The sequence below is a fragment of the Streptomyces sp. NPDC038707 genome (genome assembly GCF_040636485.1).
Classification (GTDB): domain Bacteria; phylum Actinomycetota; class Actinomycetes; order Streptomycetales; family Streptomycetaceae; genus Streptomyces.
Window position 1 is genome coordinate 290650 of sequence record NZ_JBEZUP010000002.1, and the last position, 24765, is coordinate 315414.

Genomic DNA, 24765 nt, shown 5'->3' on the forward strand with positions numbered 1-24765 from the left:
GACGTGCGGCAGTGCGGGGGAGGCGGTCGTGATGACCGGAAGCGATGGGCGGGCGGCGGACACGGCGGCGCGGAGCGCGCGCCGGCTCCCCCGGGTACGGGGCTTCGCCTCCTGGGCCCCGGGGGAGCCGGGGCCGGCGGGTGCGTCCGGCGCGCCGAAGAAGGAGGGCAAGGCGCTGCGGGAGAGCGTGCCGCGTTCCGCCCACCGCGCGTACGACCCCGACGCCGGCCGCCCCGACGCGGTGAGCGCGGTACGGGAGTCCAACGCCGGCCGCATCCCCGAGCTGATCCCGCTGCGCGTGGGCCGGATGGCGGCCGGACCGTTCGCCTTCCTGCGCGGCTCGGCCGGGCTCATGGCGTACGACCTCGCCCGCACCCCCATGACCGGGATCGGCACCCAGCTCTGCGGGGACGCGCACGCGGCCAACTTCGGCCTGTACGGCGATGCCCGCGGTGACCTCGTCATCGACCTCAACGACTTCGACGAGACCGCGCACGGCCCCTGGGAGTGGGACCTGAAGCGGCTCGCGGCCTCCCTGGTGCTGGCCGGCCGGGAGGCGGGCGCCGACGAGGACACCTGCCGCGGTGCGGCCCGGGACGCGGTCGGCGCCTACCGCCGCACCATGCGGCTGCTCGCCAAGATGCCGGCGCTCGACGCCTGGAACGCCATCGCCGACGAGGAACTGGTCTCCCACACCGACGCCCACGACCTGCTCGGCACCCTGCGGAGGGTCTCGGAGAAGGCCCGGACCAACACCAGCGGCCGGTTCGCGGCGAAGTCCACGGAGCCCGTCGAGGGCGGCGGCCGCCGGTTCGTGCCCGCCCCGCCGGTCCTGCGTGACATCCCGGACGCCGAGGCCGCGGCGGTCGCCCTGGCCCTGGAGGAGTACGCCGGCACGATCGGCGAGGACCGCCGTCCCCTGCTGGCCCGGCACGCCGTGCACGACGTGGCGTTCCGGGTGGTCGGCACCGGCAGCGTCGGCACCCGCTCCTACGTCGTCCTGCTGCTCGACCACCGCGGGGAGCCGCTGATCCTCCAGGTGAAGGAGGCCCGCCCCTCCGCGCTCCTGCCGCACCTGGCCACGGCCGGCTTCCCGGTGCCGCCGGTGGCGCACGAGGGCCGCCGGGTGGTCCTCGGCCAGCAGCGGATGCAGGTGGTCAGCGACATCCTGCTGGGCTGGACCACCGTCGAGGGGCGCCCCTGCCAGGTGCGCCAGTTCCGCAACCGCAAGGGCAGCGTCGACCCGGCCGCCCTCCCCGCCGACCAGCTCGACGACTACGGCCGCATGACCGGTGCCCTGCTGGCCCGCGCCCACTCCCACGGCGCCGACCCGCGGCTGATCGCCGGCTACTGCGGCAAGAACGAGGAACTGGACGAGGCCATCACCGCGTTCGCCCACACCTACGCCGACCGCACCGAATCCGACCACGCCGACCTCCTGACAGCCATACGGACGGGCCGGATAGCCGCGGAAACGGGGGTATGAGCCACCACTCAGCCCTACGGCACGAGAGCGATCCCCTTCCGGCACAAACAGCTCCCGTCCGGTGCGGGGGCTCTGCGACTCCCCGGGGCGCGGGGAACCGCGCGCCCGGCCCGAACGCACCCGCGCCCACGCCACAAGCCAGGCGGAGCGCCCCGCGACGATACGCTGAGCGGGTGACCACCCCCGAAGCCGGCCATTCCCAGGCGCCGCGCCCCGAGGAGCGGCTGGAACAGGCCGTCCGGGCCGCCGAGCAGGCGCTGATCGAGTACGAGATCGCCGTGGAGACGTTCCGCGTCGAGGTCGAGAACTTCTCCCGCCTGCACGACCAGCGGCTCGGCCCGTTGTACGCCCGGATCGAGGAACTGGACGCGCAGATCGCCGAGGCGCGCGCCGCCCGCACCGGTGACCCCGAGGACGTCCGCCGCGCCGCCGAGGCCCGTGCCCGGGTGCTGCCGCTGCCGGACGTGGAGGAGCTGCTGCACGGCTGGATGGACGGCGACGGCCTGTTCCCGGAGGCCACCGCCATGCTCACCGGCCAGGCGGTACGGCCCCCGGAGCGGGTCCGGCCCAGCGAGCGGGCCCGCAAGCTCTACCGCGACCTCGCCCGCAAGGCCCACCCCGACCTGGCCCAGGAGGAGGACGAGCGCAAGCGGCGCGAGGAGTTCCTCAGCCGGGTCAACGCCGCCTATGCCCGCGGTGACGAGACCCTGCTCACGGAGCTGGCCGCCGAGTGGGCCGCCGGACCGGTACCGCCCGAACGCCGGCCCAGCCCCGCCGAGGAGCTGTACGCCCGCCTCGAATGGCTCGCCCAGCGCAAGGAACTGATCGCGATCGTCGCCCGCGAGCTGGAGGAGGGCGCGATCGCCGGGCTGCTCCGGCTCGCCCCGGACGACCCCGACGGACTGCTCGACGAGATCGCCGGCCGGCTGCGCGCCGACATCGCCCAGCGGGAGGTGGAACTGGCCGGCCTCCTGGGACAGGGCTGAGCCCGGCTTCGGGTAGCGTCGGAGGCATGAATTTCGGAGCTGGTGTGCCCACGGTCCAGGTCACGGACGTCAAGGACGGTGCCTTCCTGCTGGACGTCCGCGAGGACGACGAGTGGCAGGCGGGCCACGCCGAGGGGGCGCTGCACATCCCCCTCAGCGAGTTCGCCGCCCGCTACGGCGAGCTGACCGAGGCCGCCCCGCAGGACGGTCGCGTCCACGTCATCTGCCGCTCGGGCGGCCGCTCGGCCCAGGTCACCATGTACCTGGTCCAGCAGGGCGTCGACGCGGTGAACGTCGACGGCGGCATGCAGGACTGGCAGCAGGCAGGCCGCCCGGTCGTCACCGACGACGGCACCCCGGGCTTCGTCCTCTAGCCACCCGGCGGAGGCGGTACGTCAGCGGTCGAAGTCCAGCTCCACCCTTTCCGTCAGCGGATGCGACTGGCAGGCCAGCACATACCCGGCCTGCGTCTCCTCCGTCTCCAGCGCGAAGTTGCGGTCCATGCGCACCTCGCCCGCGACCAGGAAGGCCCGGCACGTCCCGCACACGCCGCCCTTGCAGGCGTAGGGCGCGTCGGGCCGGTTGCGCAGCACCGTCTCCAGCAGCGACTCGCCCTCGCGCACCGGCCAGGTGCCGCCGCGCCCGTCCAGCCGCGCGGTGACGGTGCTGTGCGCGGGCGCCGCCGCCGTCGCCGCGGGGGCCGAGCCCGCGTCCACATGGAAGATCTCCTGGTGGATCCGGTCCCGTGCCACGCCCAGGTCGCGCAGTGCCCGTTCCGCGCCCTGCACCAGCCCGTACGGTCCACACAGGAACCAGCCCGCCACCTCCGTCACCGGCAGCAGCGCGGGCAGCAGTCCCGTGAGCCGCTCCCGGTCGAGCCGGCCCGACGGCAGGCCCGCCTGCTGCTCCTCCCGGGAGAGCACGGTCACCAGCTGAAGCCGCTCGGGGTAGCGGTCCTTCAGGTCGGCGACCTCCTCCAGGAACATCGTCGAGGCGGCCGTCCGGTCGCTGCGTATCAGACAGAACCGGGCCCGCGGTTCGCGTGCCAGCAGCGTGGTGACGATGGACAGCACCGGGGTGATGCCGCTGCCGCCGACCACCGCCGCGTACCACCCCGGGGCCGGGTCCAGGGTGAAGCGGCCCGCCGGGGTCATCACCTCGAGCTCGTCCCCGGCGTTGATCTCCTTCAGCGCGTAGGCGGAGAAGGCCCCGCCCTCCACCAGCCGCACCCCCACCCGCAAGGTCGCCGGTCCCTCGCCGGCCGGGTCGGGGGCGGGGGAGCAGATCGAGTAGGTGCGGCGGATCTCCGTGCCGTCCACCCGGCGGCGCAGCGCCAGATGCTGGCCGGGCGCGTGCCGGTACTCCTCGCGCAGTCCGGGCGGGACGGAGAGGGTGAGGGCGACGGAGTCGTCCGTGAGCCGGTCGACCGCGGCCACCGGGAGCGGGTGGAAGCGTGCCATCACAACTCCTTGAAGTGGTCGAACGGTTCGCGGCAGTCCAGGCACCGGCGCAGCGCCTTGCACGCGGTCGAGGAGAACCGGCTCAGCAGCTCGGTGTCGGCCGATCCGCAGTGCGGACAGCGGACCGGTTCCGCCGCCGCATCCGGGCCGGCGTTCCCGGTCCGGTCCGTGGACCGGGTGCGCGTCGGGCCCAGGGACAGCGGCACCGGGCCGGCCGGGCGCTGGGTGCGGGGCGGAGCGATGCCGAACTCCCGGAGTTTCTCGCGTCCTTCGGGGGTGATGTCGTCGGTCGACCAGGCGGGGGTGAGCACCGTACGGACGGTGACCTCGCGCATGCCGTGGGCGCGCAGCACCCGCTCTATGTCGACGCTCATCGCCTCGATGGCGGGACAGCCGGTGTAGGTGGGGGTGAGATCGACCTCCACCGCGTCCGTGCCGTGGACGTGCACCGCGCGGAGCACGCCCAGCTCCCGCAGCGTGAGCACGGGCAGCTCGGGGTCGGGCACCGCCCCGGCCAGCTCCAGCAGTTCCGTCTCCAGGGCGGTGGCGGTCACCATGTCGCCCCCGGGTGGCTGCGGTGCAGGTGCTGCATCTCGGCGAGCATCCGGCCGAACGGCTCGGTGTGCAGGCCCTGCCGGCCGGCCCCCGCCGACCAGGCACCGGTGCGCGGCCCCTCGGGGAGGGTGAGGGTGGCACGGGTGAGCACGTCCTCGACGGACTCCAGCCACCGCTCCTCCAGCCGCGCCCAGTCGACGGTCAGGCCCTCCACCGGCTGGAACATCTCCCCGGTGTAGCGCCACAGCGCGGCACAGGCCCGGGCCATCCGCTCATGGCTGGTCCGGGTGCCGTCGCCGAGCCGCAGCGTCCACTGCTCGGCGTGGTCGCGGTGGTAGGCGACCTCCTTCACCGCCTTCGCCGCCAGCGGCGCGAACGGGCCGTCCGCCGCGGCCAGGCCGGCGTACAGGAGGTGCTGGTACGTGGAGAAGTACAGCTGGCGGGCGATGGTGTGCGCGAAGTCGCCGTTCGGCTGCTCGACGAGCTGGAGGTTGCGGAAGGACCGCTCCTCGCGCAGGTAGGCCAGTTCGTCCTCGTCACCGGCCAGCGACAGCAGCACCCGTGCCTGCCCGAGCAGGTCCAGGGCGATGTTGGCGAGGGCGACCTCCTCCTCCAGGACCGGGGCGTGCCCGGCCCACTCCCCGAGGCGGTGGGAGAGCACCAGGGCGTCGTCGCCGAGGGCGAGCGCGGCGGTCACCGGGACGAGGGCGGGGCCGGCGGCGGTCACAGGTGCTTCACCCCTTCCGGGATCTCGTAGAAGGTCGGGTGCCGGTAGGGCTTGTCGGCGGCCGGCTCGAAGAAGGGGTCCTTCTCGTCCGGCGAGGAGGCGGTGACGGCGGTGGCCGGGACGACCCAGATGGAGACGCCCTCACCGCGCCGGGTGTACAGATCGCGGGCGTTGCGCAGGGCCAGCTCTGCGTCGGGCGCGTGCAGGCTGCCGGCGTGGGTGTGGGACAGGCCGCGCCGGGAGCGCACGAAGACCTCCCACAGGGGCCAGTCGGTGGTGCTCATGCTCGCGTCGCTCCCGTCCCACCGGTGTCGCCGGTGTGCTTGGCCGCGTAGGCCGCGGCGGCTTCCCGTACCCACGCGCCCTCGTCGTGGGCGCGCCTGCGCTGGGTGAGGCGCTGTTCGTTGCAGGGGCCGTTGCCCTTGAGCACCTCCCAGAACTCCGTCCAGTCGATCGGGCCGAAGTCGTGGTGCCCCCGCTGTTCGTTCCACCGCAGTTCCGGGTCGGGGAGGGTGAGACCCAGGGACTCGGCCTGCGGGACGCAGATGTCCACGAAGCGCTGGCGCAGTTCGTCGTTGGAGTGCCGCTTGATCTTCCACTCCATCGACTGCGCGGAGTGCTGGGACTCGTCGTCGGGCGGGCCGAACATCATCAGCGACGGCCACCACCAGCGGTCCACCGCGTCCTGTGCCATGGCGTGCTGTTCCGGTGTGCCCTTGCTGAGGGCCAGCAGCAGTTCGTAGCCCTGGCGCTGGTGGAAGGACTCCTCCTTGCAGATCCGCACCATCGCGCGGGCGTACGGGCCGTAGGAGCAGCGGCACAGGGGCACCTGGTTGGTGATCGCGGCGCCGTCCACCAGCCAGCCGATCGCTCCGACGTCGGCCCAGGTCAGGGTCGGGTAGTTGAAGATCGAGGAGTACTTCTGGCGGCCGGCGTGCAGTTTGTCGAGCAGCTCGTCGCGGCTGGTGCCGAGCGTCTCGGCCGCGCTGTACAGATACAGGCCGTGGCCGGCCTCGTCCTGGACCTTGGCCATCAGGATCGCCTTGCGCCGCAGTGAGGGCACGCGGGTGATCCAGTTGGCCTCCGGCTGCATGCCGATGATCTCGGAGTGCGCGTGCTGGGCGATCTGCCGGACCAGGGTCGCGCGGTAGGCGTCCGGCATCCAGTCGCGCGGTTCGATGCGCTCGTCGGCGGCGACGGCCGCGTCGAAGGCCGCCTGGTAGGCCGCCGTGTCGGTGGTGTCCGGCGCGCCGTCCGCCTCTGTACCGGCCGTGCGCTGCGCGGCTGCTGTGGCCATGCGGTCCCCCTGACCTCGGCTCTGCGGTGAACACTGTTCTGCCCGCCCGGCCCGACCGATCGTTCGGTCCGTGCGCAATCCATGGTGGGCCGGGCCGCCACGGGGTGTCAACCGCTGTGGAAAACTCCCGGCACGGCCTGTGGACAACGTGCCGGGGCGTAGGACGGGGCGTGGTTCACGGGCTGGTCCGAGGGGGTGGAAGGGCAGGGCGGAGGGGGCGTGAGGGTGTGGTGGAAGGGTGGGGGCGGGCGTGACCCGGTGGGCTGAAGGGCCGGCGAGGGCGGGTCAGGGTGGACGAGCGGTGAGCGGGTGAGCACGGTGGCGCGGGATGCCGGCGGTGGGCTGTGGCATGGCGCCCGTCCGAGCGGCGGATGCCGTGTCCGCTGAGTTCCCGCGTGCCGCCAGTGGCGTGGCCACGCCCTCGGATCGGCCCCGGGGCTGCGCCCGGTGCCCCTGGCTGAGTACCGTTCCGTGCGGGCACCGAGACGTGGCGCTGGTGCAGCGTGCGGCGCCTGTGCCGAACCCGGCGCCGACGGGCTGCCCCGCCCGGCCCGGACGCCGGGCGGACGAGACCGAGCGGAACGACCGGGCCTAACGAGAATGAGCCGATACGGGGGACGGGACGGAATGGACGCGTACGACGAGGACTCGCGGGAACCGCGGGATCCCGACGGGCCGGCCGGGACGCGTCTCCCGGAACAGCCGCCGCGGCCGGCCTCGCCGCCCGCCGCCCCTGAGCCACGTAACGCCGCCCCTGAGCCACGTAACGACGCGCCTGAGCCACGTAACGACGCGCCCGCGCCCGGGCCCCACGCCGGAGACACAGGGTCCGGGCGCCGAACTGATGGACCGGTGCCCGAGCCCCGTGCCGACGGTACGGGGACCGGCGCCCGTACCGGCATGGCCGTTCCCGAGCCCGGCACCGGTGGTGCGGGGGCTGGGTCCGGTGCCGGGGTGTTCGCGTCGGAGCCGCGTGGTGGTGCCGCCTGGGCGGATCCTCGTACCGGCGGGTCTGCGTTCGAGTCCGGCACCGGTGGTGCGGGTGCTGGGTCCGGTGCCGGGGTGTTCGCGTCCGGGTCGCGTGGTGGTGCCGCCTGGGCGGATCCTCGTACCGGCATGGCCGTACCCGAGCCCGGCACCGCTGGTACGGGGACTGAGCCCGGTACCGGGATCTTCGCTTCCGATCCCCGCGTCGGGGCCGCCTGGGCCGACCCTCGTACCGGTGGGTCCGCGTTCGAGTCCGGTGCCGCTGGTGCCGGGACCGGACCCCGTGTCGGTGTGGCCGCTCTCTCCACCGGATACCAGGTCGTCGCCGCGCTCGTCCTCGCGGTGATCGCCGTGACCGCCGGTGTGCATCTGCTGATGGTGTTCCTCACCCTCGCGCCCTCCAACACCGTGACGAAGCAGCATGGCGAGGCGATACAGGGGTGGGTGGACCCCGAGTTCGAGCAGAACTGGAAGCTGTTCGCCCCGAACCCGCTCCAGCAGAACATCGCCGTACAGGTCCGCGCGGAGGTGCGGATGCGCGACGGCGGGCTGCGCATCACCGGGTGGACCGACCTGTCCGCCGAGGACGGCGCAGCCATCGACGGCAACCTGGCGCCCAGCCACACCCAGCAGAACGAGCTGCGCCGGGCCTGGGACTTCTTCGCCTCCACGCACGACACCGACAACCGCGCCGTGGGTCTGCGCGGCTCGCTGTCCGAACAGTACCTGCGCCGGATCGTGGTGATGCGCCTGTACCGGAGCGATCCGACCAGCCGGGAAGGCGTGATCCAGCGCGTGCAGGTCCGTTCCAGCACCACCAATGTGCAGCCGCCGCCCTGGAGCCGTGAGCGCGTGTACGACAAGCCCGTCTACCGCGTGCTGCCCTGGTGGTCCGTGACGTCCGACGAGGCCGCGGGAGGCGTGCGGTGAACCGTCTCTCCCTGAAGCTGTCCGCCGGTATCGCCCGGGTGACCGGGGCCGCCCTCGGGCCGTACCAGAGCGCCGTGATCCGGATCGGGTTCGCCGGGACCTGGCTGCTGTTCCTGCTGCGCGAGTTCCCGCACCGGCAGGAGCTGTACGGTCCTTCCGGGCCGTGGGGCTGGAACCTGGCCAAGCAGCTGACCGCGGACAACCACGCCTTCACGGCGCTGCTGTGGTCCGACGGGCGGCTCTGGTTCGAGATCTGCTACGCGCTGGCCCTCCTCGCCGCCGCGGCCCTGGCGCTCGGCTGGCGCACCCGGACCTCGTCCCTGCTGTTCATGATGGGCGTGCTGTCGCTGCAGAACCGCAGCGTCTTCGTCGGTGACGGCGGCGACAACGTCCTGCACCTGATGTCGATCTACCTGGTGTTCACGCGCTGCGGACAGGTGTGGTCCCTCGACGCCCGCCGCGCGGCCCGCGACGCGGCGGCGCGCGCTCGTGGCGAGCGGGTGCGCGCCGACCTGGTGGGGCCGGTGCTGTGGGCGGTCCTCGGCCTGGCGCTCGGCACCGCGACGCTGACCGGGCGGTTCGACAACGGATGGCAGATCCTGGTGCTGCTGTGGACGGTGTGGGCGGGACTCGGTCTGTGGTGGGCCGTCGGGCGGTGGGCGGCCGGGCGGGATCCCCGGCTCCTGCTGGACGTCATCGCCAATGTCCTGCACAACGGCGCCCTGGTCGTGATCATGGCCGAGGCCTGTCTGATCTACGCCACGGCCGGCTGGTACAAGGTCCAGGGCTCGCGCTGGCAGGACGGCACCGCCGTCTACTACCCGCTCCACCTGGACTACTTCTCTCCCTGGCCCGGGCTCGCGGACCTGATGTCCTCCAGCGGCACGATCATGCTGATCGTGGCCTACGGAACGGTCATGGTGCAGGTCGCCTTCCCGTTCACCCTGTTCAACCGGCGGGTCAAGAACGTCCTGCTGATCGCGATGATGACCGAGCACGCGGTGATCGCGGTCGTCCTCGGCCTGCCGTTCTTCTCCCTGGCGATGATCGCCGCCGACGCGGTGTTCCTGCCGACGTCGTTCCTGCGCCGCCTCGGCGACCTCGCGGAACGCGCGCGGGGACGGCTCACCCGGAGGGCCGGCGCGGTCCCGGCACCGCGCTCGCCGGAGGAGGGAACGGCCGACCACGTAGGGTTCACCGCATGACCGACCCGCTCAGCCGCTGGCGCGCGCACGCCCAGGGCGCCGTCCTGCTCGACGGCTTCCACGCCCTCAAGCACGCGCTGCGCTTCGGTGCCGAGGTGCCGGTCGCGGTCGCCACCGACCGGCAGGCGGCGCTCGGCCTCGCCGAGGAACTGGCGGGCGACGTCCACGGCACTCTGGACGCCCTGCTGACGGAGGTGTCCGCGCGTGAGTACGCCGCCCTCGTGCCCCGCCCGCATCCGACCGGTGTGGCCGCCCTCGCCGTACGTCCGTCCCGCGAGGCGAACCTGCGCGCGCTCGCCCGCACGCCCCGCACCGCCCCCGTCGTGGTGCTGGACAATCCGCGCAACCTGGGCAACGCCGGTGCCGTGATCCGGCTGGCCGCCGGCTTCGGGGCGACGGGGGTGGTGACCACGGGCACGCTCGACCCCTGGCACCCCACCGTGGTGCGCGGCGGCGCGGGACTGCACTTCGCGACCGCCGTGGAGCGCCTGGACCTCGCCGGCCTGCCCGCCGGGCCGCTGTTCGCGCTCGACCCGGAGGGCGAGGACATCCGGGGCACCCGGCTGCCGGACGACGCCGTACTGGCCTTCGGCTCGGAACGCACCGGTCTCTCGGCCGAGCTGCGTGCCCGCGCGGACCACCTGCTGCGCCTGCCGATGCGCCCCCAGGTCTCCAGCTACAACCTCGCCACCAGCGTGGCCATGACGCTGTACCACTGGAGCGCGACCGGGGGCGCGCCCCTCATCTAGGCCTCCCGTCGCACCTCCACCGTCCGGAAGCGGCTGGCCACGAAGGCGCTGTCGGTCAGGGCCGCGTTGGCCGCCGGGTTGCCGCCGGAGCCGTGGAAGTCGGAGAAGGCGGCCGTCTGGTTGACGTAGACCCCGCCGGTCAGGTTGAGGGAGAGCTGGGCCGCCTCCTCCAGACAGACCTCCTCCACGGCCTGCTCGGTCGCGGCGTCCGTGGTGTACGCGCCGACCGTCATCGCGCCCTTCTCCCGGACGGTGCGGCGCAGCAGCTCCACGGCGTCGGCCGCCGAGTCGACGGCGACCGCGAAGGAGACCGGGCCGAAGCACTCGCTCATGTACGCGGCCTCGTCGTCCGGCTTGGCGCCGTCCAGCTTGACGATGACGGGAGTGCGGACCACCGCGTCCGGGAACTCCGGATGGGTGATCTCGCGGGAGGCGAGGGCCACCTCGCCGAGGCCGGCCGCGGCCTCCAGCCGGGCCTTGACGTCCGGGTTGACGATCGCGCCCAGCAGCGCGTTCGCGCGCGCGTCGTCGCCGAGCAGGCCGTCGACCGCGCGGGCGAGGTCGGCGACGACCTCGTCGAAGGTCTTGTGCCCCTGGTCGGTGGCGATGCCGTCGCGGGGGACGAGCAGGTTCTGCGGGGTGGTGCACATCTGGCCGCTGTACAGGGACAGCGAGAACGCCAGGTTGGACAGCATGCCCTGGTAGTCGTCCGTGGAGTGCACGAGCACCGTGTTGACGCCGGCCTTCTCCGTGTAGACCTGCGCCTGGTGGGCGTGGGTCTCCAGCCAGTCGCCGAACGCCGTCGACCCCGTGTAGTCGATGATCCTGATCTCGGGGCGCAGCGCGAGGGTCTTGGCGATGCCCTCGCCGGGCCGTTCGGCGGCCAGCGCGACCAGGTTCGCGTCGAAGCCCGCCTCGGTGAGCACGTCCCGGGCGATCCGGACGGTCAGCGCGAGCGGCAGCACCGCGCGCGGGTGCGGCTTGACCAGGACCGCGTTGCCGGTGGCCAGGGAGGCGAACAGGCCCGGGTAGCCGTTCCAGGTCGGGAAGGTGTTGCAGCCGATGACCAGGCCGATGCCGCGCGGGACCGCGGTGAACCGCTTGGTGAGGACCAGCGGGTCGCGCTTGCCCTGGGGCTTCGTCCACTCGGCCTGCTCCGGTGTGCGGATCTGCTCCGCGTACGCGTACGCCACCGCTTCCAGGCCGCGGTCCTGGGCGTGCGGGCCGCCCGCCTGGAACGCCATCATGAACGCCTGGCCGGAGGTGTGCATGACCGCGTGCGCGAACTGGTGCGTGCGGTCGCTGATCCGCTTGAGGATCTCCAGGCAGACCACGGCCCGCAGCTCCGGGCCCGCGTCCCGCCAGGCGCGCTGCCCGGCCCGCATCGCGGGCAGCAGCACGTCGATGTCCGGGTGCGGGTAGGTCACGCCCAGCTCGATGCCGTAGGGGGAGACCTCACCGCCCACCCAGTCGTCGGTGCCCGGCTGGTCGGCGAGGTCGAGGCGGTTGCCCAGCAGGACGTCGAAGGCGGCCTTGCCCGCCGCCGCGTCGAGGCTGCCGTTCTCGCCGTACGCCTTGGGGTGCTCGGGGTGCGGGGACCAGTACGCGCGCGTGCGGATCGCTTCCAGCGCCTGGTCGAGCGTGGGCCGGTGCTTCCGGAGCAGCTCGTGGGCGGTCGGTTCGGCGGCCATGCGGGACCAACTCCTCGTCTGGAGAGCCTCTTCGTCGAGTCCGTGACCTGGGCAGGGGCTGCCCGTCAGAGCTAGAGTAACCGAACGATCGGTCGGGACAAGGGGGTCCGGCGCATCTGTGGAAAACGTCGTGCGGGAGGATCGCGCACATGACAGCACTCGACCTCAGCAGCCCCGTGGCCGTCGTCGGCACCGGCACCATGGGCCAGGGCATCGCCCAGGTCGCGCTGGTCGCCGGTCATCCCGTACGGCTGTACGACGCCGTCCCCGGGCGGGCCCGGGACGCGGCCGAAGCGATCGGCGCCCGGCTCGACCGGCTCGTGGAGAAGGGCCGGCTCCCCGCCGGCGACCGGGACGCGGCCCGCGCCCGCCTCACGCCCGCCGACGGCCTCGCGGAACTGGCCGACTGCGCCCTGGTCGTGGAGGCCGTCCTGGAGCGGCTGGACGTCAAGCAGCGGCTGTTCGGCGAGCTGGAGGAGATCGTCGCCGAGGACTGCCTGCTGGCCACCAACACCTCCTCGCTGTCGGTGACGGCCATCGGCGGTGCCCTGCGCCACCCGGGCCGCTTCGTCGGCCTGCACTTCTTCAACCCGGCGCCGCTGCTGCCGCTGGTGGAGGTGGTCTCCGGCTTCGCCACCGACTTCTCCTCGGCCACGCGCGCGTACGAGACCGCCCGTGCCTGGGGCAAGACCCCGGTGGCCTGCGCCGACACCCCCGGCTTCATCGTCAACCGCATCGCCCGCCCCTTCTACGCCGAGGCGTTCGCCGTCTACGAGTCGCAGGCCGCCGACCCGGCGACCATCGACGCGGTCCTGCGGGAGTCGGGCGGCTTCAGGATGGGCGCCTTCGAACTGACCGACCTGATCGGCCAGGACGTCAACGAGTCCGTCACCCACTCGGTGTGGCAGTCCTTCTTCCAGGATGTGCGCTTCACGCCCTCCCTCGCCCAGCGCCGGCTGGTGGAGTCCGGGCGGCTCGGCCGCAAGAGCGGGCGCGGGTGGTACGACTACGCCGAGGGCGCCGAGCGGCCCGAGCCGCACACCGCCGACAAGGAGCGGCCGCCCGCCCATGTCGTCGCCGAGGGCGGCCTGGGCCCGGCGGCCGAGCTGCTGACGCTGATCCGCGAGGCGGGCATCGAGGTCCGCGAGGAGGACGAGAACCAGGGCACCCGCCTGGTGCTGCCCGGCGGCGGCGACCTGGTCCTGGCCGACGGCCAGACCTCCTCCGAGTTCGGGGACGTCGTCTACTTCGACCTCGCCCTGGACTACCGGAAGGCCACCCGGATCGCCCTGGCCGCCTCCCAGGACACCTCGCCGCGGACCCTGGCCGAGGCCACCGGGCTCTTCCAGGCGCTCGGCAAGGACGTCAGCGTCATCGGCGACGTCCCCGGCATGATCGTCGCGCGCACGGTCGCCCGGATCATCGACCTCGCCCATGACGCCGTGGCCAAGGGCGTGGCGACCGAGGAGGACATCGACACCGCGATGCGCCTGGGCGTCAACTACCCGCTCGGGCCCTTCGAGTGGGACCGCAGGCTCGGCCGCGACTTCGCCTTCGACATCCTGGACGAGATGCACGAGCGCGACCCTTCCGGACGCTACGCGCCCTCCCTCGCGCTCTACCGTCACGCCTATGCCAACGACCGGCGGGAGAGCACCTCATGACCACGGCCAGACGCGACACCTACACCCCCGAGACGCTGCTCTCCGTCGCCGTGCGGGTCTTCAACGAGCGCGGCTACGACGGCACCTCCATGGAGCACCTGTCCAAGGCGGCGGGCATCTCCAAGTCGTCGATCTACCACCACGTCAGCGGCAAGGAGGAGCTGCTGCGCCGGGCCGTCAGCCGAGCCCTGGACGGCCTGTTCGCGATCCTGGAGGAGGAGCACGCGCGCGCGGGGCGTGCCGCCGACCGGCTGGAGCACGTCGTGCGCCGCATGGTCGAGGTGCTGACCGCGGAACTGCCGTACGTGACACTGCTGCTGCGGGTGCGCGGCAACACCGAGACCGAGCGGTGGGCGCTGGAGCGGCGCCGGGACTTCGACCACCGGGTGGCCGAGCTGATGAAGGCCGCGGCGGCCGACGGCGACATACGCGGCGACGTGGAGGTGCGGCTCGCCACCCGGCTGGTCTTCGGGATGATCAACTCCATCGTGGAGTGGTACCGGCCGGACGTGCGCGGCGCCAGCGACCGGGACGTGGCCGACGCCGTCGTGCAGCTGGTCTTCTCGGGGCTGCGCCGGGGCTGACCTCAGGCGTCCGGCTCCAGGTCCTCCTCCTCGAACACCAGCAGCGTGCGGGTGCTGAGCACCTCGGGGATCGCCTGGAGCCGGGTCAGCACCAGCTCGCGCAGCGCCCGGTTGTCCGGCGTGTGCACCAGCAGCAGCACATCGAAGTCGCCGCCCACCAGGGCGATGTGGGAGGCGCCGGGCAGCTGCCGGAGCTGCTCGCGGACCGTGCGCCAGCTGTTCTGGACGATCTTCAGCGTGATGTAGGCGGACGTGCCGTGACCGGCCCGCTCGTGGTCCACGCGGGCGCTGAAACCCCGGATCACCCCGTCCTCGACGAGCCGGTTGATCCGTGCGTAGGCGTTGGCGCGCGAGACGTGGACGCGCTCGGCGACGGACCGTATCGAGGCGCGGCCGTCCGCCTGGAGGATCCTCAGGATGTCCTGGTCGATGGCGTCCAGCGGGCGCGGTGGCGGCAGCGCGCCCTCCGCCTGCGGGCCGTCGGCCATTTGTTCAGGCGCCATGTCCCCCCGCTTCCTCGCCGTGGACGTCCTGCGTTCATTCCAGGCTGTGGAGAACCGTTTGTCCACAGCCTCGGGGTGCCTGTAGCCAAAATGCCCCACCGACCGAACAATCGGTGGGTGAGACGGGTCACAGCCGATCCGTCTCCGTAGCCGCTCCCACGAGGAGGTGCCGTCATGACGGTTCTGGAGCAGCGGGGCGCGTACCGGCCGTCGCCGCCGCCCGCCTGGCAGCCCCGTCTGGACCCCGCGCCGCTGCTGCCCGACGCCGAGCCGTACCGCGTCCTCGGCACCGGATCGGCCGCCGACGCCGACCCCGGCCTGCTGCTCAGGCTCTACGCCGCGCTGGTCCGCGGGCGCCGCTACAACGCGCAGGCCACCGCCCTGACCAAGCAGGGCCGGCTCGCCGTCTACCCGTCCAGCACCGGTCAGGAGGCCTGCCAGATCGGCGCCGCCCTGGCCCTGGAGGAGCGCGACTGGCTCTTTCCCAGTTACCGCGACACGCTCGCCGTCGTCGCCCGCGGCGTGGACCCGGCCGAGGTGCTCACCCTGCTGCGCGGCGACTGGCACAGCGGCTACGACCCCTACGCCCACCGGGTGGCCCCCCTCAGCACCCCCTTGGCCACCCAGTTGCCGCACGCCGTCGGGCTCGCCCATGCCGCCCGCATCAAGGGCGACGACGTGGTGGCCCTGGCCATGGTCGGCGACGGCGGCACCAGCGAGGGCGACTTCCACGAGGCGCTGAACTTCGCCGCCGTCTGGCAGGCCCCGGTCGTCTTCCTGGTCCAGAACAACGGCTTCGCCATCTCCGTCCCGCTGGCCAAACAGACCGCCGCGCCCTCCCTGGCCCACAAGGCCGTCGGGTACGGCATGCCGGGCCGGCTGGTCGACGGGAACGACGCCGTCGCCGTGCACCAGGTCCTCGGCGAGGCCGTACGGCACGCGCGCGCGGGCGGCGGTCCGACCCTGGTGGAAGCGGTGACGTACCGCCTGGACGCCCACACCAACGCCGACGACGCCACCCGCTACCGGGAGGACGCCGAGGTCGCGGCCTGGCGCGCCCACGACCCGGTCGAGCTGCTGGAACGCGAACTGACCGCGCGCGGGCTGCTGGACGAGGCCGGCATCGAGGCCGCCCGGCAGGACGCCGAGACCATGGCCGCCGCCCTTCGCGCCCACATGAACGGGGACCCCGAACTCCACCCCATGGACCTCTTCGACCACGTCTACGCCGAGACCACCGCCCAGCTGCGCGAACAGCGCGCGCTGCTGCGGGCCGAGCTGGAAGCCGAGCAGGAGCAGTCCGGCGGAGCGGGCGGGGAACCCGGCACGCGGGAAGGCGGCGCCCGATGACCACCGTCGCGGTCAAGCCCGCCACCCTGGCCCAGGCGCTCACGCGCGCGATGCGCGACGCCATGGCCGCCGATCCCACCGTGCACGTCCTCGGCGAGGACGTCGGCACCCTCGGCGGGGTCTTCCGCGTCACCGACGGGCTCGCCAAGGAGTTCGGTGAGGACCGCTGCACCGACACCCCGCTCGCCGAGGCCGGCATCCTCGGCACCGCCGTCGGCATGGCGATGTACGGCCTGCGCCCGGTCGTGGAGATGCAGTTCGACGCCTTCGCCTACCCGGCGTTCGAGCAGCTGGTCAGCCACGTCTCCCGGATGCGCAACCGCACGCGCGGCCGGATGCCCCTGCCGATCACCGTCCGCGTCCCCTACGGCGGCGGCATCGGCGGCGTCGAGCACCACAGCGACTCCTCCGAGGCCTACTACATGGCCACCCCGGGCCTGCACGTCGTCACCCCGGCCACTGTCGCCGACGCCTACGGACTGCTGCGCCGGGCCATCGCCTCGGACGACCCGGTGGTCTTCCTGGAGCCCAAGCGGCTGTACTGGTCGAAGGACACCTGGAACCCCGAGCGGCCCGCGGACGTGGAGCCCATCGGACGTGCGGTGGTGCGCCGCCCCGGCAGCAGCGCCACACTGATCACCTACGGCCCCTCGCTGCCGGTCTGCCTGGAGGCCGCCGAGGCCGCCCGGGCCGAGGGCTGGGACCTGGAGGTGATCGACCTGCGTTCCCTGGTGCCCTTCGACGACGAGACGGTCTGCGCGTCCGTGCGGCGCACCGGCCGCGCGGTCGTCGTCCACGAGTCCACCGGGTTCGGCGGGCCGGGCGGCGAGATCGCGGCCCGGATCACCGAGCGCTGCTTCCACCATCTGGAGGCACCGGTGCTGCGCGTGGCCGGCTTCGACATCCCCTACCCGCCGCCCATGCTGGAGCGGCACCACCTGCCCGGCGTCGACCGCATCCTGGACGCCGTGGCCCGGCTGCAGTGGGAGGCCGAGGTCTGATGGCTCACGTGCTGGAGTTCAAGCTGCCCGACCTCGGCGAAGGGCTCACCGAGGCGGAGATCGTCCGCTGGCTGGTCCAGGTCGGTGACGTGGTCGCCGTCGACCAGCCGGTGGTCGAGGTGGAGACGGCCAAGGCGATGGTCGAGGTGCCCTGCCCCTACGGCGGTGTGGTCACCGCCCGCTACGGCGAGGAAGGCACCGAACTGCCCGTCGGCGCCCCGCTGCTGACGGTCGCCGTCGGCGAACCGGAGGAAAGCCCCGAGGGCTCGGGCAACGTCCTGGTCGGCTACGGCACCCAGGCACCGGCGGCCCGCAGGCGCCGGGTCCGGGCGGGCACGGCCCTCGCCGACGGGCAGGCCCGGCGCCCCGCAACCGCCGAGACCGCCTCCTCCGCGCCCGTGGCCGCGCCGGCGCCCCCGCCCGCGGCCACCCCCGCGCCCGCCGCGGGCCCGGTCCCCGTGATCTCCCCGCTCGTGCGCAAGCTCGCCCGGGACAACGGCGTCGACCTGCGGCAGCTGACCGGCTCCGGCCCGGACGGCCTCATCCTGCGCGCGGACGTGGAGAACGCCCTGCGCGCCCCGGCCGCCCGCGCGGGGACGGCCGGCGGCCAGGCGCCACCGGCTCCCGTGGCCGCACTCGGCGGCCGGGCGGCACCGGCTCCCGTGGCCACGTCCGGCGAACCGTCCGTGACGGCCCCCGCGCAGCCGGCCCGCGCCGAGGGCGCGGTGCGGATCCCGCTCAAGGGCGTCCGCGGCGCCGTGGCCGACAAGCTCTCCCGCAGCCGCCGGGAGATCCCGGACGCCACCTGCTGGGTCGACGCCGACGCGACCGAACTCCTGCGTGCCCGCACGGCGATGAACGCCACCACGGGCCCCAGGATCTCCCTCCTCGCGCTGCTCGCCCGGATCTGCGCCGCCGCGCTGGCCCGGTTCCCCGAGCTGAACTCCACCGTCGACACCGAGGCCCGCGAGATCGTCCGGCTCGACCGCGTCCACCTGGGCTTCGCCGCCCAGACCGGGCGCGGGCTGGTCGTACCGGTCGTCCGGGACGCCCACACACGCGACGCCGAGTCCCTGACCGCCGAGTTCGCCCGGCTCACCGAGGCCGCCCGGGCCGGGACGCTGACCCCCGGGGAACTCACCGGCGGCACCTTCACGCTGAACAACTACGGAGTCTTCGGAGTCGACGGGTCCACGCCGATCGTCAACCACCCCGAGGCGGCCATGCTCGGCGTCGGCCGCATCGTGCCCAAGCCGTGGGTGCACGAGGGTGAGCTGGCCGTCCGGCAGGTCGTGCAGCTCTCGCTCACCTTCGACCACCGGGTGTGCGACGGCGGCACGGCGGGCGGCTTCCTGCGGTACGTGGCGGACTGCGTGGAACAGCCCGCGGTTCTGCTGCGCACCCTGTGAAAGAACAGCGTGCGCATCCTGTGACCCGCACCCGGCCCGGAAGGAGGGGCCGACGGGACATACTCGTGGGGTGACCGCCGCCGCGCCCGCCGCCCCCGGGACACCCGCACCGTACGACGCCGTCGTACTGGCCGGCGGTGCCGCCCGGCGGCTCGGCGGCGCCGACAAGCCCGGTGTCCGCGTCGGCGGCCGGGCGCTGCTCGACCGGGTGCTCGCGGCCTGCGCGGACGCCCGGACGACCGTCGTCGTGGCCGCGCCCCGGCCCACCGCCCGGCCGGTGCGCTGGACCCGCGAGGAACCGCCCGGCGGCGGGCCGCTCGCCGCGCTGGCGGCCGGACTGCGGCACACCACCGCCGGACACACCGTCGTCCTCTCCGCCGACCTGCCCTTCCTGCGGCCCGGCACGCTCCACCGGCTGCTGGCCGCCCTTCGGTCCACCGGCGCCGACGCAGCGCTGCTCACCGACGCCGACGGCCGCGACCAGCCGCTCGTGGCCGCCTACCGCACCGCCGCCGTGCACCGTCAGCTGGCCGCCCTCGCCGCCGCCCACGACGGCCTGACCGGGCTGCCCCTGCGCCGGCTGACCGACACCCTCCGCCTCACCCGTGTCCCGGACCCGCTCGCGTCGTTCGACTGCGACACCTGGGACGACATCGCCGACGCCAGGGCACGCATCAGGGAGCATGGCTACGTGTTGGATGAATGGATCTCCGCAGTCAAGGACGAGCTGGGCATCGACCTGGACGTCGACACCGGCGTCCTGCTCGACCTGGCCCGTGACGCCGCCCACGGCGTGGCCCGCCCCGCCGCCCCGCTGACCACCTTCCTCGTGGGCTACGCCGCGGCGCGCGGCGCGGGCGGCCCCGAGGCCGTCGCCGAGGCCGCGCGCAAGGCCGCCGCGCTGGCCCTGCGCTGGCAAGAGGAAAACGACAAGTCCGGGAAGAGCGTGCGCGACGGGGGCCCGAGCGCCCCGGACGCCGGATGACCGCCCCCGCCCCCGGCACGCCGGCCGGGGCCCCCGCCGCCGACACCGACGACCTCGACGTCGAGGAGGCCCTGGCGCTGGTGCGGGAACCCCACAGGGAGCCCGGAGACGACGGCCCGGCCCGCGCGCCCGGCGGACCGGCCGCGCGACAGCCCGGCGAGCGCCCTGCCGAGCGGCACACGGCCACCTCCTGGCCCCACGCCCGCGCCATCGCGGCCCGCGCCGCCCGTACCGTGCGCGCCCCCGGCCGGCCGGGCCCGGCGGAGTCCCCCGCCGGGGTCCGGCGCGCCCCCGTCTCCGTGCCCCTCGGCGACGCCCTCGGACTGGTCCTGGCCGCCCCCTTGGAGGCCCTCACCGACCTGCCCTCCTTCGACACCTCGGCAATGGACGGCTGGGCGGTCGCCGGTCCCGGCCCCTGGCAGGTACGGGAGGACGGCGTGCTCGCCGGGCACGCCCAGCCCGAGCCGCTCACCGACGGCGCGGCGGTCCGCATCGCCACCGGCGCCCGCGTTCCTGCCGACACCACCGCCGTCCTGCGCACCGAGCACGGCCGGACCGACGCCCAGGGCCGGCTGCACCCCACCCGCGAGCTGTTCCACGGCCAGGACATCCGCCCCCGAGGCCAGGAATGCCGCAGCGGTGACCAGTTGCTGCCCGTCGGCACCCTCGTCACCCCCGCCGTCCTGGGCCTCGCCGCGGCGGCCGGCTACGACACGGTCACCGCCGTCCCCCGCCCCCGTGTCGAAGTCCTGGTGCTGGGCGACGAGTTGCTGACCGAGGGCCTGCCGCACGACGGGCTGATCCGGGACGCGCTCGGCCCGATGCTGCCGCCCTGGCTGCGCGCGCTCGGCGCCGACGTCCTCGCCGTGCGCCGGATCGGCGACGACGCCCGGGCCCTGCGCAAGGCGGTCACCGCCTCCCGGGCCGACCTCGTCATCACCACCGGCGGCACCGCCCACGGGCCCGTCGACCATGTCCATCCCGTCCTCGAACGCATCGGCGCCGAACTCCTCGTCGACGGCGTCAAGGTGCGCCCCGGCCACCCCATGCTGCTGGCCCGCACCAAGGACGACCAGCACCTCGTCGGACTGCCCGGCAACCCGCTCGCGGCCGTCTCCGGCCTGCTCACGCTCGCCGAGCCGCTGCTGCGGACCCTGGCCGCCCGCCCCGCCCCCGAGCCGTACACCCTGCCCCTCAAGGAAGCGGCGCAGGGGCATCCGTACGACACCCGTCTCATCCCCGTGGTGCTGCGCGGGGACCACGCCGTGCCGCTGCACTACAACGGCCCGGCGATGCTGCGCGGCATCGCCGCCGCCGACGCGCTGGCCGTCGTACCGCCGGGCGGGGCCGGACAGGGCGAGGAGGCGGAGCTGCTGGACCTGCCATGGGCGACCGCCGGAATCGGGGTGTGTTTCACGTGAAACTTCCGGGTCATGACGCCATCGCCCGCCAGGCGGACGAGCACCTGGTGACCCATCGGGTGAAACTCCCGAGGAAAGTGGTGGAGCGCCCGATCCGCCAGGTCGTCAAGCGGCTCGTCATGGCCCTGACGGTGCTGGTGGCCACCGCGCTGATCGTCTACGCCGACCACGACGGCTATCACGACAACGCGGACGGCTCCGTCGACCTGCTCGACGCGTTCTACTACGCGACCGTCACCCTCTCCACCACGGGATACGGCGACATCACCCCGGTCAGTGACGGTGCCCGGTTCACCAACATCTTTCTGATCACGCCCCTGCGCGTGCTGTTCCTGATCATCCTGGTCGGCACCACGCTGGAGGTCCTCACCGAACGCACCCGTGAGGAATGGCGCCTGAACCGCTGGAGGTCCGTCTTGCGCGATCACACCGTCGTCATCGGTTTCGGTACCAAGGGACGGTCGGCCATCCAGACCGTCTGCGCGACCGGACTGAAGAAGGAGCAGGTCGTCGTGGTCGACCCCAGCTCCAAGGCGATCGACGCGGCGGCCGCCGAGGGCTTCGCGGGGGTCATAGGCGACGCCACCCGCAGCGATGTGCTCAAGCGGGCCGAGGTGCACAAGGCGCGGCAGATCATCATCGCTCCGCAGCGCGACGACACCGCGGTCCTCGTCACCCTGACCGCCCGCCAGCTCAACCGCGGTGCCAAGATCGTGGCCGCCGTCCGCGAGGAGGAGAACGCCCCGCTGCTGCGGCAGTCCGGCGCCGATGCCGTCATCACCAGCTCCGGCGCGGCCGGCCGGCTGCTCGGGCTGTCCGTGCTGAGCCCGGCCGCCGGCATGGTGATGGAGGACCTCATCCAGCAGGGCAGCGGGCTGGACCTCGTGGAGCGGCCGGTGGTGCGCGGCGAGGTGGGCAAGACCCCGCGCGAGACGGACGACCTGGTGCTGAGCGTCGTACGCGGACACCGGGTGCTCGGCTACGACGATCCGTCCGTCGGCACCCTCCAGCTGACCGACCGGCTCATCGCCATCGTCCGGGCCACCCCGGGCAACCAGGTCACTCCGGACACCCGTCCCCTGCCTCACGACTGACCGGGCCGGCGGGGAGTAGCGTCACCCGCATGTACGCGATCACAATTTCCCAACCCGGTGGTCCCGAGGCGCTGGTCTGGACGGAGGTCCCGGACCCGGTGCCCGGCGAGGGCGAGGTGCTGGTCGAGGTGGCGGCCAGCGCCGTCAACCGTGCCGACATCCTCCAGCGCCAGGGCTTCTACAACCCCCCGCCCGGCGCCTCCCCCTACCCCGGCCTGGAGTGCTCCGGCACCATCGCCGCGCTCGGCCCCGGCGTCTCCGGCTGGGCCGTCGGCGACCGGGTGTGCGCGCTCCTCGCGGGCGGCGGCTACGCCGAGAAGGTCGTCGTACCGGCCGGTCAGCTGCTGCCGGTGCCCGAGGGCCTCTCCCTGCGGCAGGCGGCGGCGCTGCCCGAGGTGGTCTGCACGGTCTGGTCCAACGTGTTCATGGTCGCGCATCTGCGGCCGGGCGAGACGCTGCTGGTGCACGGCGGCTCCAGTGGCATCGGCACCATGGCGATCCAGCTCGCCAAGGCGGTCGGCGCCCGCGTCGCGGTGACCGCCGGTACGAAGGAGAAGCTGGACCGCTGCGCCGAGCTGGGCGCCGACGTGCTCATCAACTACCGCGAGCAGGACTTCGTCGCCGAGATCGGGCGGGCCACCGACGGCGCGGGCGCCGATGTCATCCTCGACAACATGGGGGCCAAGTACCTGGACCGCAACGTCCAGGCACTCGCCGTCAACGGACGCCTCGCGATCATCGGCATGCAGGGCGGTGCGAAGGGCGAGCTGAACATCGGCGCGCTGCTCGCCAAGCGGGGCGCGATCAGCGCGACCTCGCTGCGCGCGCGTCCGCTGGAGGAGAAGACGGCCATCGTCGCGGCCGTCCGCGAGCATGTGTGGCCGCTGCTGGCCGCCGGGCGCGTCCGGCCGGTCGTGGACCGTGAGCTGCCGATGCCGGAGGCGGCCGAGGGGCACCGGCTGGTGGAGGAGAGCGGGCACATCGGCAAGGTGCTGCTGGTGACGTCGTAGCGGCTGCCGGGCCGGCGTGCCGCTCGGCAGGATGTTCCGTCGGGCCGGCCGGTCAGCTTCTGCGCAGTCTCAGGCCCAGTAGGGCCAGTCCGAGGCCCGTCCCGATGAGGACCAGTCCGCTGCCCAGCGGCAGGATCCGCAGGGCCGGTTCCGTGGCGGTCTCGCTCTGCCCGGCCGCCTGCCGGGTGCCGGGCCGCGGCGCGGGCGTGCCGGAGCCGGGTCCGGCCTTCTGGGCCGGCGCCTCGGAGGCCGCGGGCACGTCCGTGGTCTCCGGCTCCGCCGGCTGGACGGCCGGGGTGGTGGTGGCGGAGCGGCCCTCGTCCTCCGGCTCGGCCGCGAGCCGGTCCGGCCGGCCCGGGCGCAGCCGGCCCTCACCGGCCCGGCTGCCCGCCCGGGTGGGCTCGGTCCAGGCGAGGGAGCGGTAAGGGCGGACCGAGGCCGAGGCGGAGTCGGACGGCATGGGCACCGGGGTGGCCGGGCCCTGCCGCGCGGGGCCGGCGGAGGCGGACGGCCCCCGTCCGGGCCGGTCGCGGCCCGGCCGCTCGTGGCCCGCATGCCCGGCGTGGTCCCGGTCCGGGTCGTCCCGGTCCGTATGGTCTCGCTGCGGGTGCTGCCCGCCCGGGGAACCGTGGTCCGGCTCCGGCCGATGGGGGCGCTGGTGCGGTCCGGCGGAGCGGCCGTCGGCCGAGTGGCCCGGGGACGGGTGCCTGGGCACCGTCCGCCCCGGCGACGCGGCCCCGGCGGGTGCCTGCCGCTCCTCACCGTGGTGCGGGGCGGACGCGGGGGGCGGGCCCGGCTCGGCGGCGTGGGCGGGCGGACCGCCGTACACGGCGGCGATGCCGCACCACGGCAGCGCCGCCGCCGTGAGGACGGCCGGCAGCCGCAGGCAGCGGAGCGTGCGTCGCAGGCGTGGAGTCACGTCGGTGACCTCCCGGAGCCCAGGTGTCGTGACCGATGAACAACCGACGGGAATCAGCCTCACATCACCTCCGCAAGGGGGCATTCCGGATTGGTCCGTCGGGGCGAAACGGCGGATCGGCGCCACGCGGGGGCACCACGGTGAGGAGGTGACGGCATGCGAGAGAATGACGGCATGGAGATGCCGAGGAACGAACGGTCGCCGGAGAATCCCCAGATCCTCGTCGTGGGTCAGGACGGAATGGCACTCGGCGGCGGGGACGAGGACTCTCGTGAGACCCCGGTGACGGAGCAGGTGGAGCAGCCGGCCAAGGTCATGCGGATCGGCAGCATGATCAAGCAGCTGCTGGAGGAGGTGCGGGCGGCTCCCCTCGACGAGGCCAGCCGGGTGCGGCTGAAGGAGATCCACGCCAGCTCGGTGAAGGAGCTGGAGGACGGCCTGGCTCCCGAGCTGGTCGAGGAACTGGAGCGGCTCTCCCTGCCGTTCACCGACGAGGGCACCCCGAGCGACGCGGAACTGCGGATCGCGCAGGCCCAGCTGGTGGGCTGGCTGGAGGGCCTCTTCCACGGGATCCAGACGACGCTGTTCGCCCAGCAGATGGCCGCCCGGGCCCAGCTGGAGCAGATGCGCCGCGCGCTCCCGCCGGGCATGGCCGGTGGCGAGGGCGGCGACGAGCACCACGCGGGCGGCCGTTCGGGCGGCCCGTACCTGTAGTCCGAGCCCGAACCTCACCCGACCCGACTACGACCCGA

At 73.8% G+C, this 24765-nt stretch carries 24 protein-coding genes; 16 read left to right on the top strand and 8 right to left on the bottom strand.

The annotated features are described in order from the left end of the window. The first annotated feature begins 31 nt into the window (after nucleotides 1-31). The 3 genes from AB0E62_RS03930 to AB0E62_RS03940 all read left to right on the top strand — a co-directional run bounded on the left by AB0E62_RS03930 (nucleotide 32) and on the right by AB0E62_RS03940 (nucleotide 2846). Nucleotides 32-1486 carry a DUF2252 domain-containing protein gene (locus AB0E62_RS03930; protein WP_362187596.1) on the top strand — a complete coding sequence of 485 codons (1455 nt, stop codon included), beginning with the start codon at nucleotides 32-34 and terminating at the stop codon, nucleotides 1484-1486. 173 nt (nucleotides 1487-1659) lie between these two features. Beyond that, nucleotides 1660-2472 (top strand): hypothetical protein, encoded by an 813-nt coding sequence (locus AB0E62_RS03935; RefSeq protein ID WP_362187599.1) that lies wholly within the window; start codon nucleotides 1660-1662, stop codon nucleotides 2470-2472. Nucleotides 2473-2516: 44 nt separating this feature from the next. Next, nucleotides 2517-2846 (top strand): rhodanese-like domain-containing protein, encoded by a 330-nt coding sequence (locus AB0E62_RS03940; RefSeq protein WP_362188093.1) that lies wholly within the window; start codon nucleotides 2517-2519, stop codon nucleotides 2844-2846. 21 nt (nucleotides 2847-2867) lie between these two features. On the opposite strand, the gene AB0E62_RS03945 is transcribed toward AB0E62_RS03940, so the two are convergent. From AB0E62_RS03945 to paaA, 5 genes are read right to left on the bottom strand one after another with little or no spacing between them, the layout of a single operon-like run. Then, the gene (locus AB0E62_RS03945) at nucleotides 2868-3932 is read right to left on the bottom strand and encodes a 2Fe-2S iron-sulfur cluster-binding protein (protein ID WP_362187601.1); all 1065 of its coding nucleotides are present in this window, start codon (nucleotides 3930-3932) and stop codon (nucleotides 2868-2870) included. Then, on the bottom strand, nucleotides 3932-4489 hold the full coding sequence (paaD, locus tag AB0E62_RS03950; RefSeq protein WP_362187603.1) for a 1,2-phenylacetyl-CoA epoxidase subunit PaaD: 558 nt from the start codon (nucleotides 4487-4489) through the stop codon (nucleotides 3932-3934). Before paaD ends, AB0E62_RS03945 begins: the two co-directional genes overlap by 1 nt. Continuing rightward, nucleotides 4483-5214 (bottom strand): 1,2-phenylacetyl-CoA epoxidase subunit PaaC, encoded by a 732-nt coding sequence (gene paaC, locus AB0E62_RS03955; RefSeq protein ID WP_362187606.1) that lies wholly within the window; start codon nucleotides 5212-5214, stop codon nucleotides 4483-4485. The genes paaD and paaC overlap by 7 nt, the downstream gene beginning before the upstream one ends. Beyond that, nucleotides 5211-5498: a 1,2-phenylacetyl-CoA epoxidase subunit PaaB gene (paaB, locus tag AB0E62_RS03960; RefSeq protein WP_362187609.1), complete on the bottom strand. Its 288-nt coding sequence runs from the start codon at nucleotides 5496-5498 to the stop codon at nucleotides 5211-5213. The genes paaC and paaB overlap by 4 nt, the downstream gene beginning before the upstream one ends. Beyond that, nucleotides 5495-6511: a 1,2-phenylacetyl-CoA epoxidase subunit PaaA gene (paaA, locus tag AB0E62_RS03965; RefSeq protein ID WP_362187612.1), complete on the bottom strand. Its 1017-nt coding sequence runs from the start codon at nucleotides 6509-6511 to the stop codon at nucleotides 5495-5497. The genes paaB and paaA overlap by 4 nt, the downstream gene beginning before the upstream one ends. Nucleotides 6512-7627: 1116 nt before the next feature. On the opposite strand from paaA, the gene AB0E62_RS03970 reads away from it, so the two are divergent. From AB0E62_RS03970 to AB0E62_RS03980, 3 genes are read left to right on the top strand one after another with little or no spacing between them, the layout of a single operon-like run. After that, entirely contained in the window at nucleotides 7628-8428 is an 801-nt protein-coding gene (locus AB0E62_RS03970; RefSeq protein WP_362187614.1) for a DUF5819 family protein, read from the top strand. Beyond that, the gene (locus AB0E62_RS03975; protein ID WP_362187617.1) at nucleotides 8425-9633 is read left to right on the top strand and encodes an HTTM domain-containing protein; all 1209 of its coding nucleotides are present in this window, start codon (nucleotides 8425-8427) and stop codon (nucleotides 9631-9633) included. The genes AB0E62_RS03970 and AB0E62_RS03975 overlap by 4 nt, the downstream gene beginning before the upstream one ends. Continuing rightward, entirely contained in the window at nucleotides 9630-10382 is a 753-nt protein-coding gene (locus AB0E62_RS03980) for a TrmH family RNA methyltransferase (RefSeq protein ID WP_362187620.1), read from the top strand. The genes AB0E62_RS03975 and AB0E62_RS03980 overlap by 4 nt, the downstream gene beginning before the upstream one ends. Here the strand turns inward: AB0E62_RS03980 and paaN are convergent. After that, nucleotides 10379-12073 carry a phenylacetic acid degradation protein PaaN gene (gene paaN, locus AB0E62_RS03985; RefSeq protein ID WP_362187622.1) on the bottom strand — a complete coding sequence of 565 codons (1695 nt, stop codon included), beginning with the start codon at nucleotides 12071-12073 and terminating at the stop codon, nucleotides 10379-10381. The two genes, AB0E62_RS03980 and paaN, sit on opposite strands and share 4 nt — an antisense overlap. A gap of 149 nt (nucleotides 12074-12222) precedes the next feature. Between paaN and AB0E62_RS03990 the strand changes: the two genes are divergently transcribed. Both AB0E62_RS03990 and AB0E62_RS03995 read left to right on the top strand, forming a co-directional pair. Further along, nucleotides 12223-13737, top strand: coding sequence for a 3-hydroxyacyl-CoA dehydrogenase (locus tag AB0E62_RS03990; protein WP_362187625.1), 1515 nt, complete (start codon nucleotides 12223-12225; stop codon nucleotides 13735-13737). Next, nucleotides 13734-14321, top strand: coding sequence for a TetR/AcrR family transcriptional regulator (locus tag AB0E62_RS03995; RefSeq protein WP_362187628.1), 588 nt, complete (start codon nucleotides 13734-13736; stop codon nucleotides 14319-14321). Before AB0E62_RS03990 ends, AB0E62_RS03995 begins: the two co-directional genes overlap by 4 nt. Nucleotides 14322-14323: 2 nt before the next feature. Here AB0E62_RS03995 and AB0E62_RS04000 read toward each other — a convergent pair whose 3' ends face one another. After that, nucleotides 14324-14824 carry an Lrp/AsnC family transcriptional regulator gene (locus AB0E62_RS04000; protein WP_362187631.1) on the bottom strand — a complete coding sequence of 167 codons (501 nt, stop codon included), beginning with the start codon at nucleotides 14822-14824 and terminating at the stop codon, nucleotides 14324-14326. Between the two features lie 174 nt (nucleotides 14825-14998). Here AB0E62_RS04000 and pdhA point away from each other — a divergent pair, with 174 nt between their 5' ends. From pdhA to AB0E62_RS04035, 7 genes are all read left to right on the top strand, one after another. Beyond that, the gene (gene pdhA / locus AB0E62_RS04005; protein WP_362187634.1) at nucleotides 14999-16174 is read left to right on the top strand and encodes a pyruvate dehydrogenase (acetyl-transferring) E1 component subunit alpha; all 1176 of its coding nucleotides are present in this window, start codon (nucleotides 14999-15001) and stop codon (nucleotides 16172-16174) included. Next, nucleotides 16171-17175 carry an alpha-ketoacid dehydrogenase subunit beta gene (locus tag AB0E62_RS04010; RefSeq protein WP_362187636.1) on the top strand — a complete coding sequence of 335 codons (1005 nt, stop codon included), beginning with the start codon at nucleotides 16171-16173 and terminating at the stop codon, nucleotides 17173-17175. Before pdhA ends, AB0E62_RS04010 begins: the two co-directional genes overlap by 4 nt. After that, nucleotides 17175-18584 carry a dihydrolipoamide acetyltransferase family protein gene (locus tag AB0E62_RS04015; RefSeq protein ID WP_362187639.1) on the top strand — a complete coding sequence of 470 codons (1410 nt, stop codon included), beginning with the start codon at nucleotides 17175-17177 and terminating at the stop codon, nucleotides 18582-18584. The genes AB0E62_RS04010 and AB0E62_RS04015 overlap by 1 nt, the downstream gene beginning before the upstream one ends. 70 nt (nucleotides 18585-18654) lie before the next feature. Next, nucleotides 18655-19569, top strand: coding sequence for an NTP transferase domain-containing protein (locus tag AB0E62_RS04020; protein ID WP_362187642.1), 915 nt, complete (start codon nucleotides 18655-18657; stop codon nucleotides 19567-19569). After that, a complete protein-coding gene (locus tag AB0E62_RS04025) occupies nucleotides 19566-20990 on the top strand; it encodes a molybdopterin molybdotransferase MoeA (protein ID WP_362187644.1) in 1425 nt (474 codons plus the stop codon). Before AB0E62_RS04020 ends, AB0E62_RS04025 begins: the two co-directional genes overlap by 4 nt. Beyond that, complete coding sequence (locus AB0E62_RS04030) at nucleotides 20987-22084, top strand: potassium channel family protein (RefSeq protein ID WP_362187647.1); 1098 nt, start codon at nucleotides 20987-20989, stop codon at nucleotides 22082-22084. Before AB0E62_RS04025 ends, AB0E62_RS04030 begins: the two co-directional genes overlap by 4 nt. A gap of 29 nt (nucleotides 22085-22113) precedes the next feature. Beyond that, a complete protein-coding gene (locus AB0E62_RS04035) occupies nucleotides 22114-23094 on the top strand; it encodes an NAD(P)H-quinone oxidoreductase (RefSeq protein WP_362187650.1) in 981 nt (326 codons plus the stop codon). Between the two features lie 52 nt (nucleotides 23095-23146). On the opposite strand, the gene AB0E62_RS04040 is transcribed toward AB0E62_RS04035, so the two are convergent. After that, nucleotides 23147-24013: a hypothetical protein gene (locus AB0E62_RS04040; RefSeq protein ID WP_362187653.1), complete on the bottom strand. Its 867-nt coding sequence runs from the start codon at nucleotides 24011-24013 to the stop codon at nucleotides 23147-23149. A 174-nt stretch (nucleotides 24014-24187) separates the two neighbouring features. Here AB0E62_RS04040 and AB0E62_RS04045 point away from each other — a divergent pair, with 174 nt between their 5' ends. Then, nucleotides 24188-24727 (top strand): bacterial proteasome activator family protein, encoded by a 540-nt coding sequence (locus AB0E62_RS04045; protein WP_362188096.1) that lies wholly within the window; start codon nucleotides 24188-24190, stop codon nucleotides 24725-24727. Nucleotides 24728-24765 lie beyond the last annotated feature (38 nt).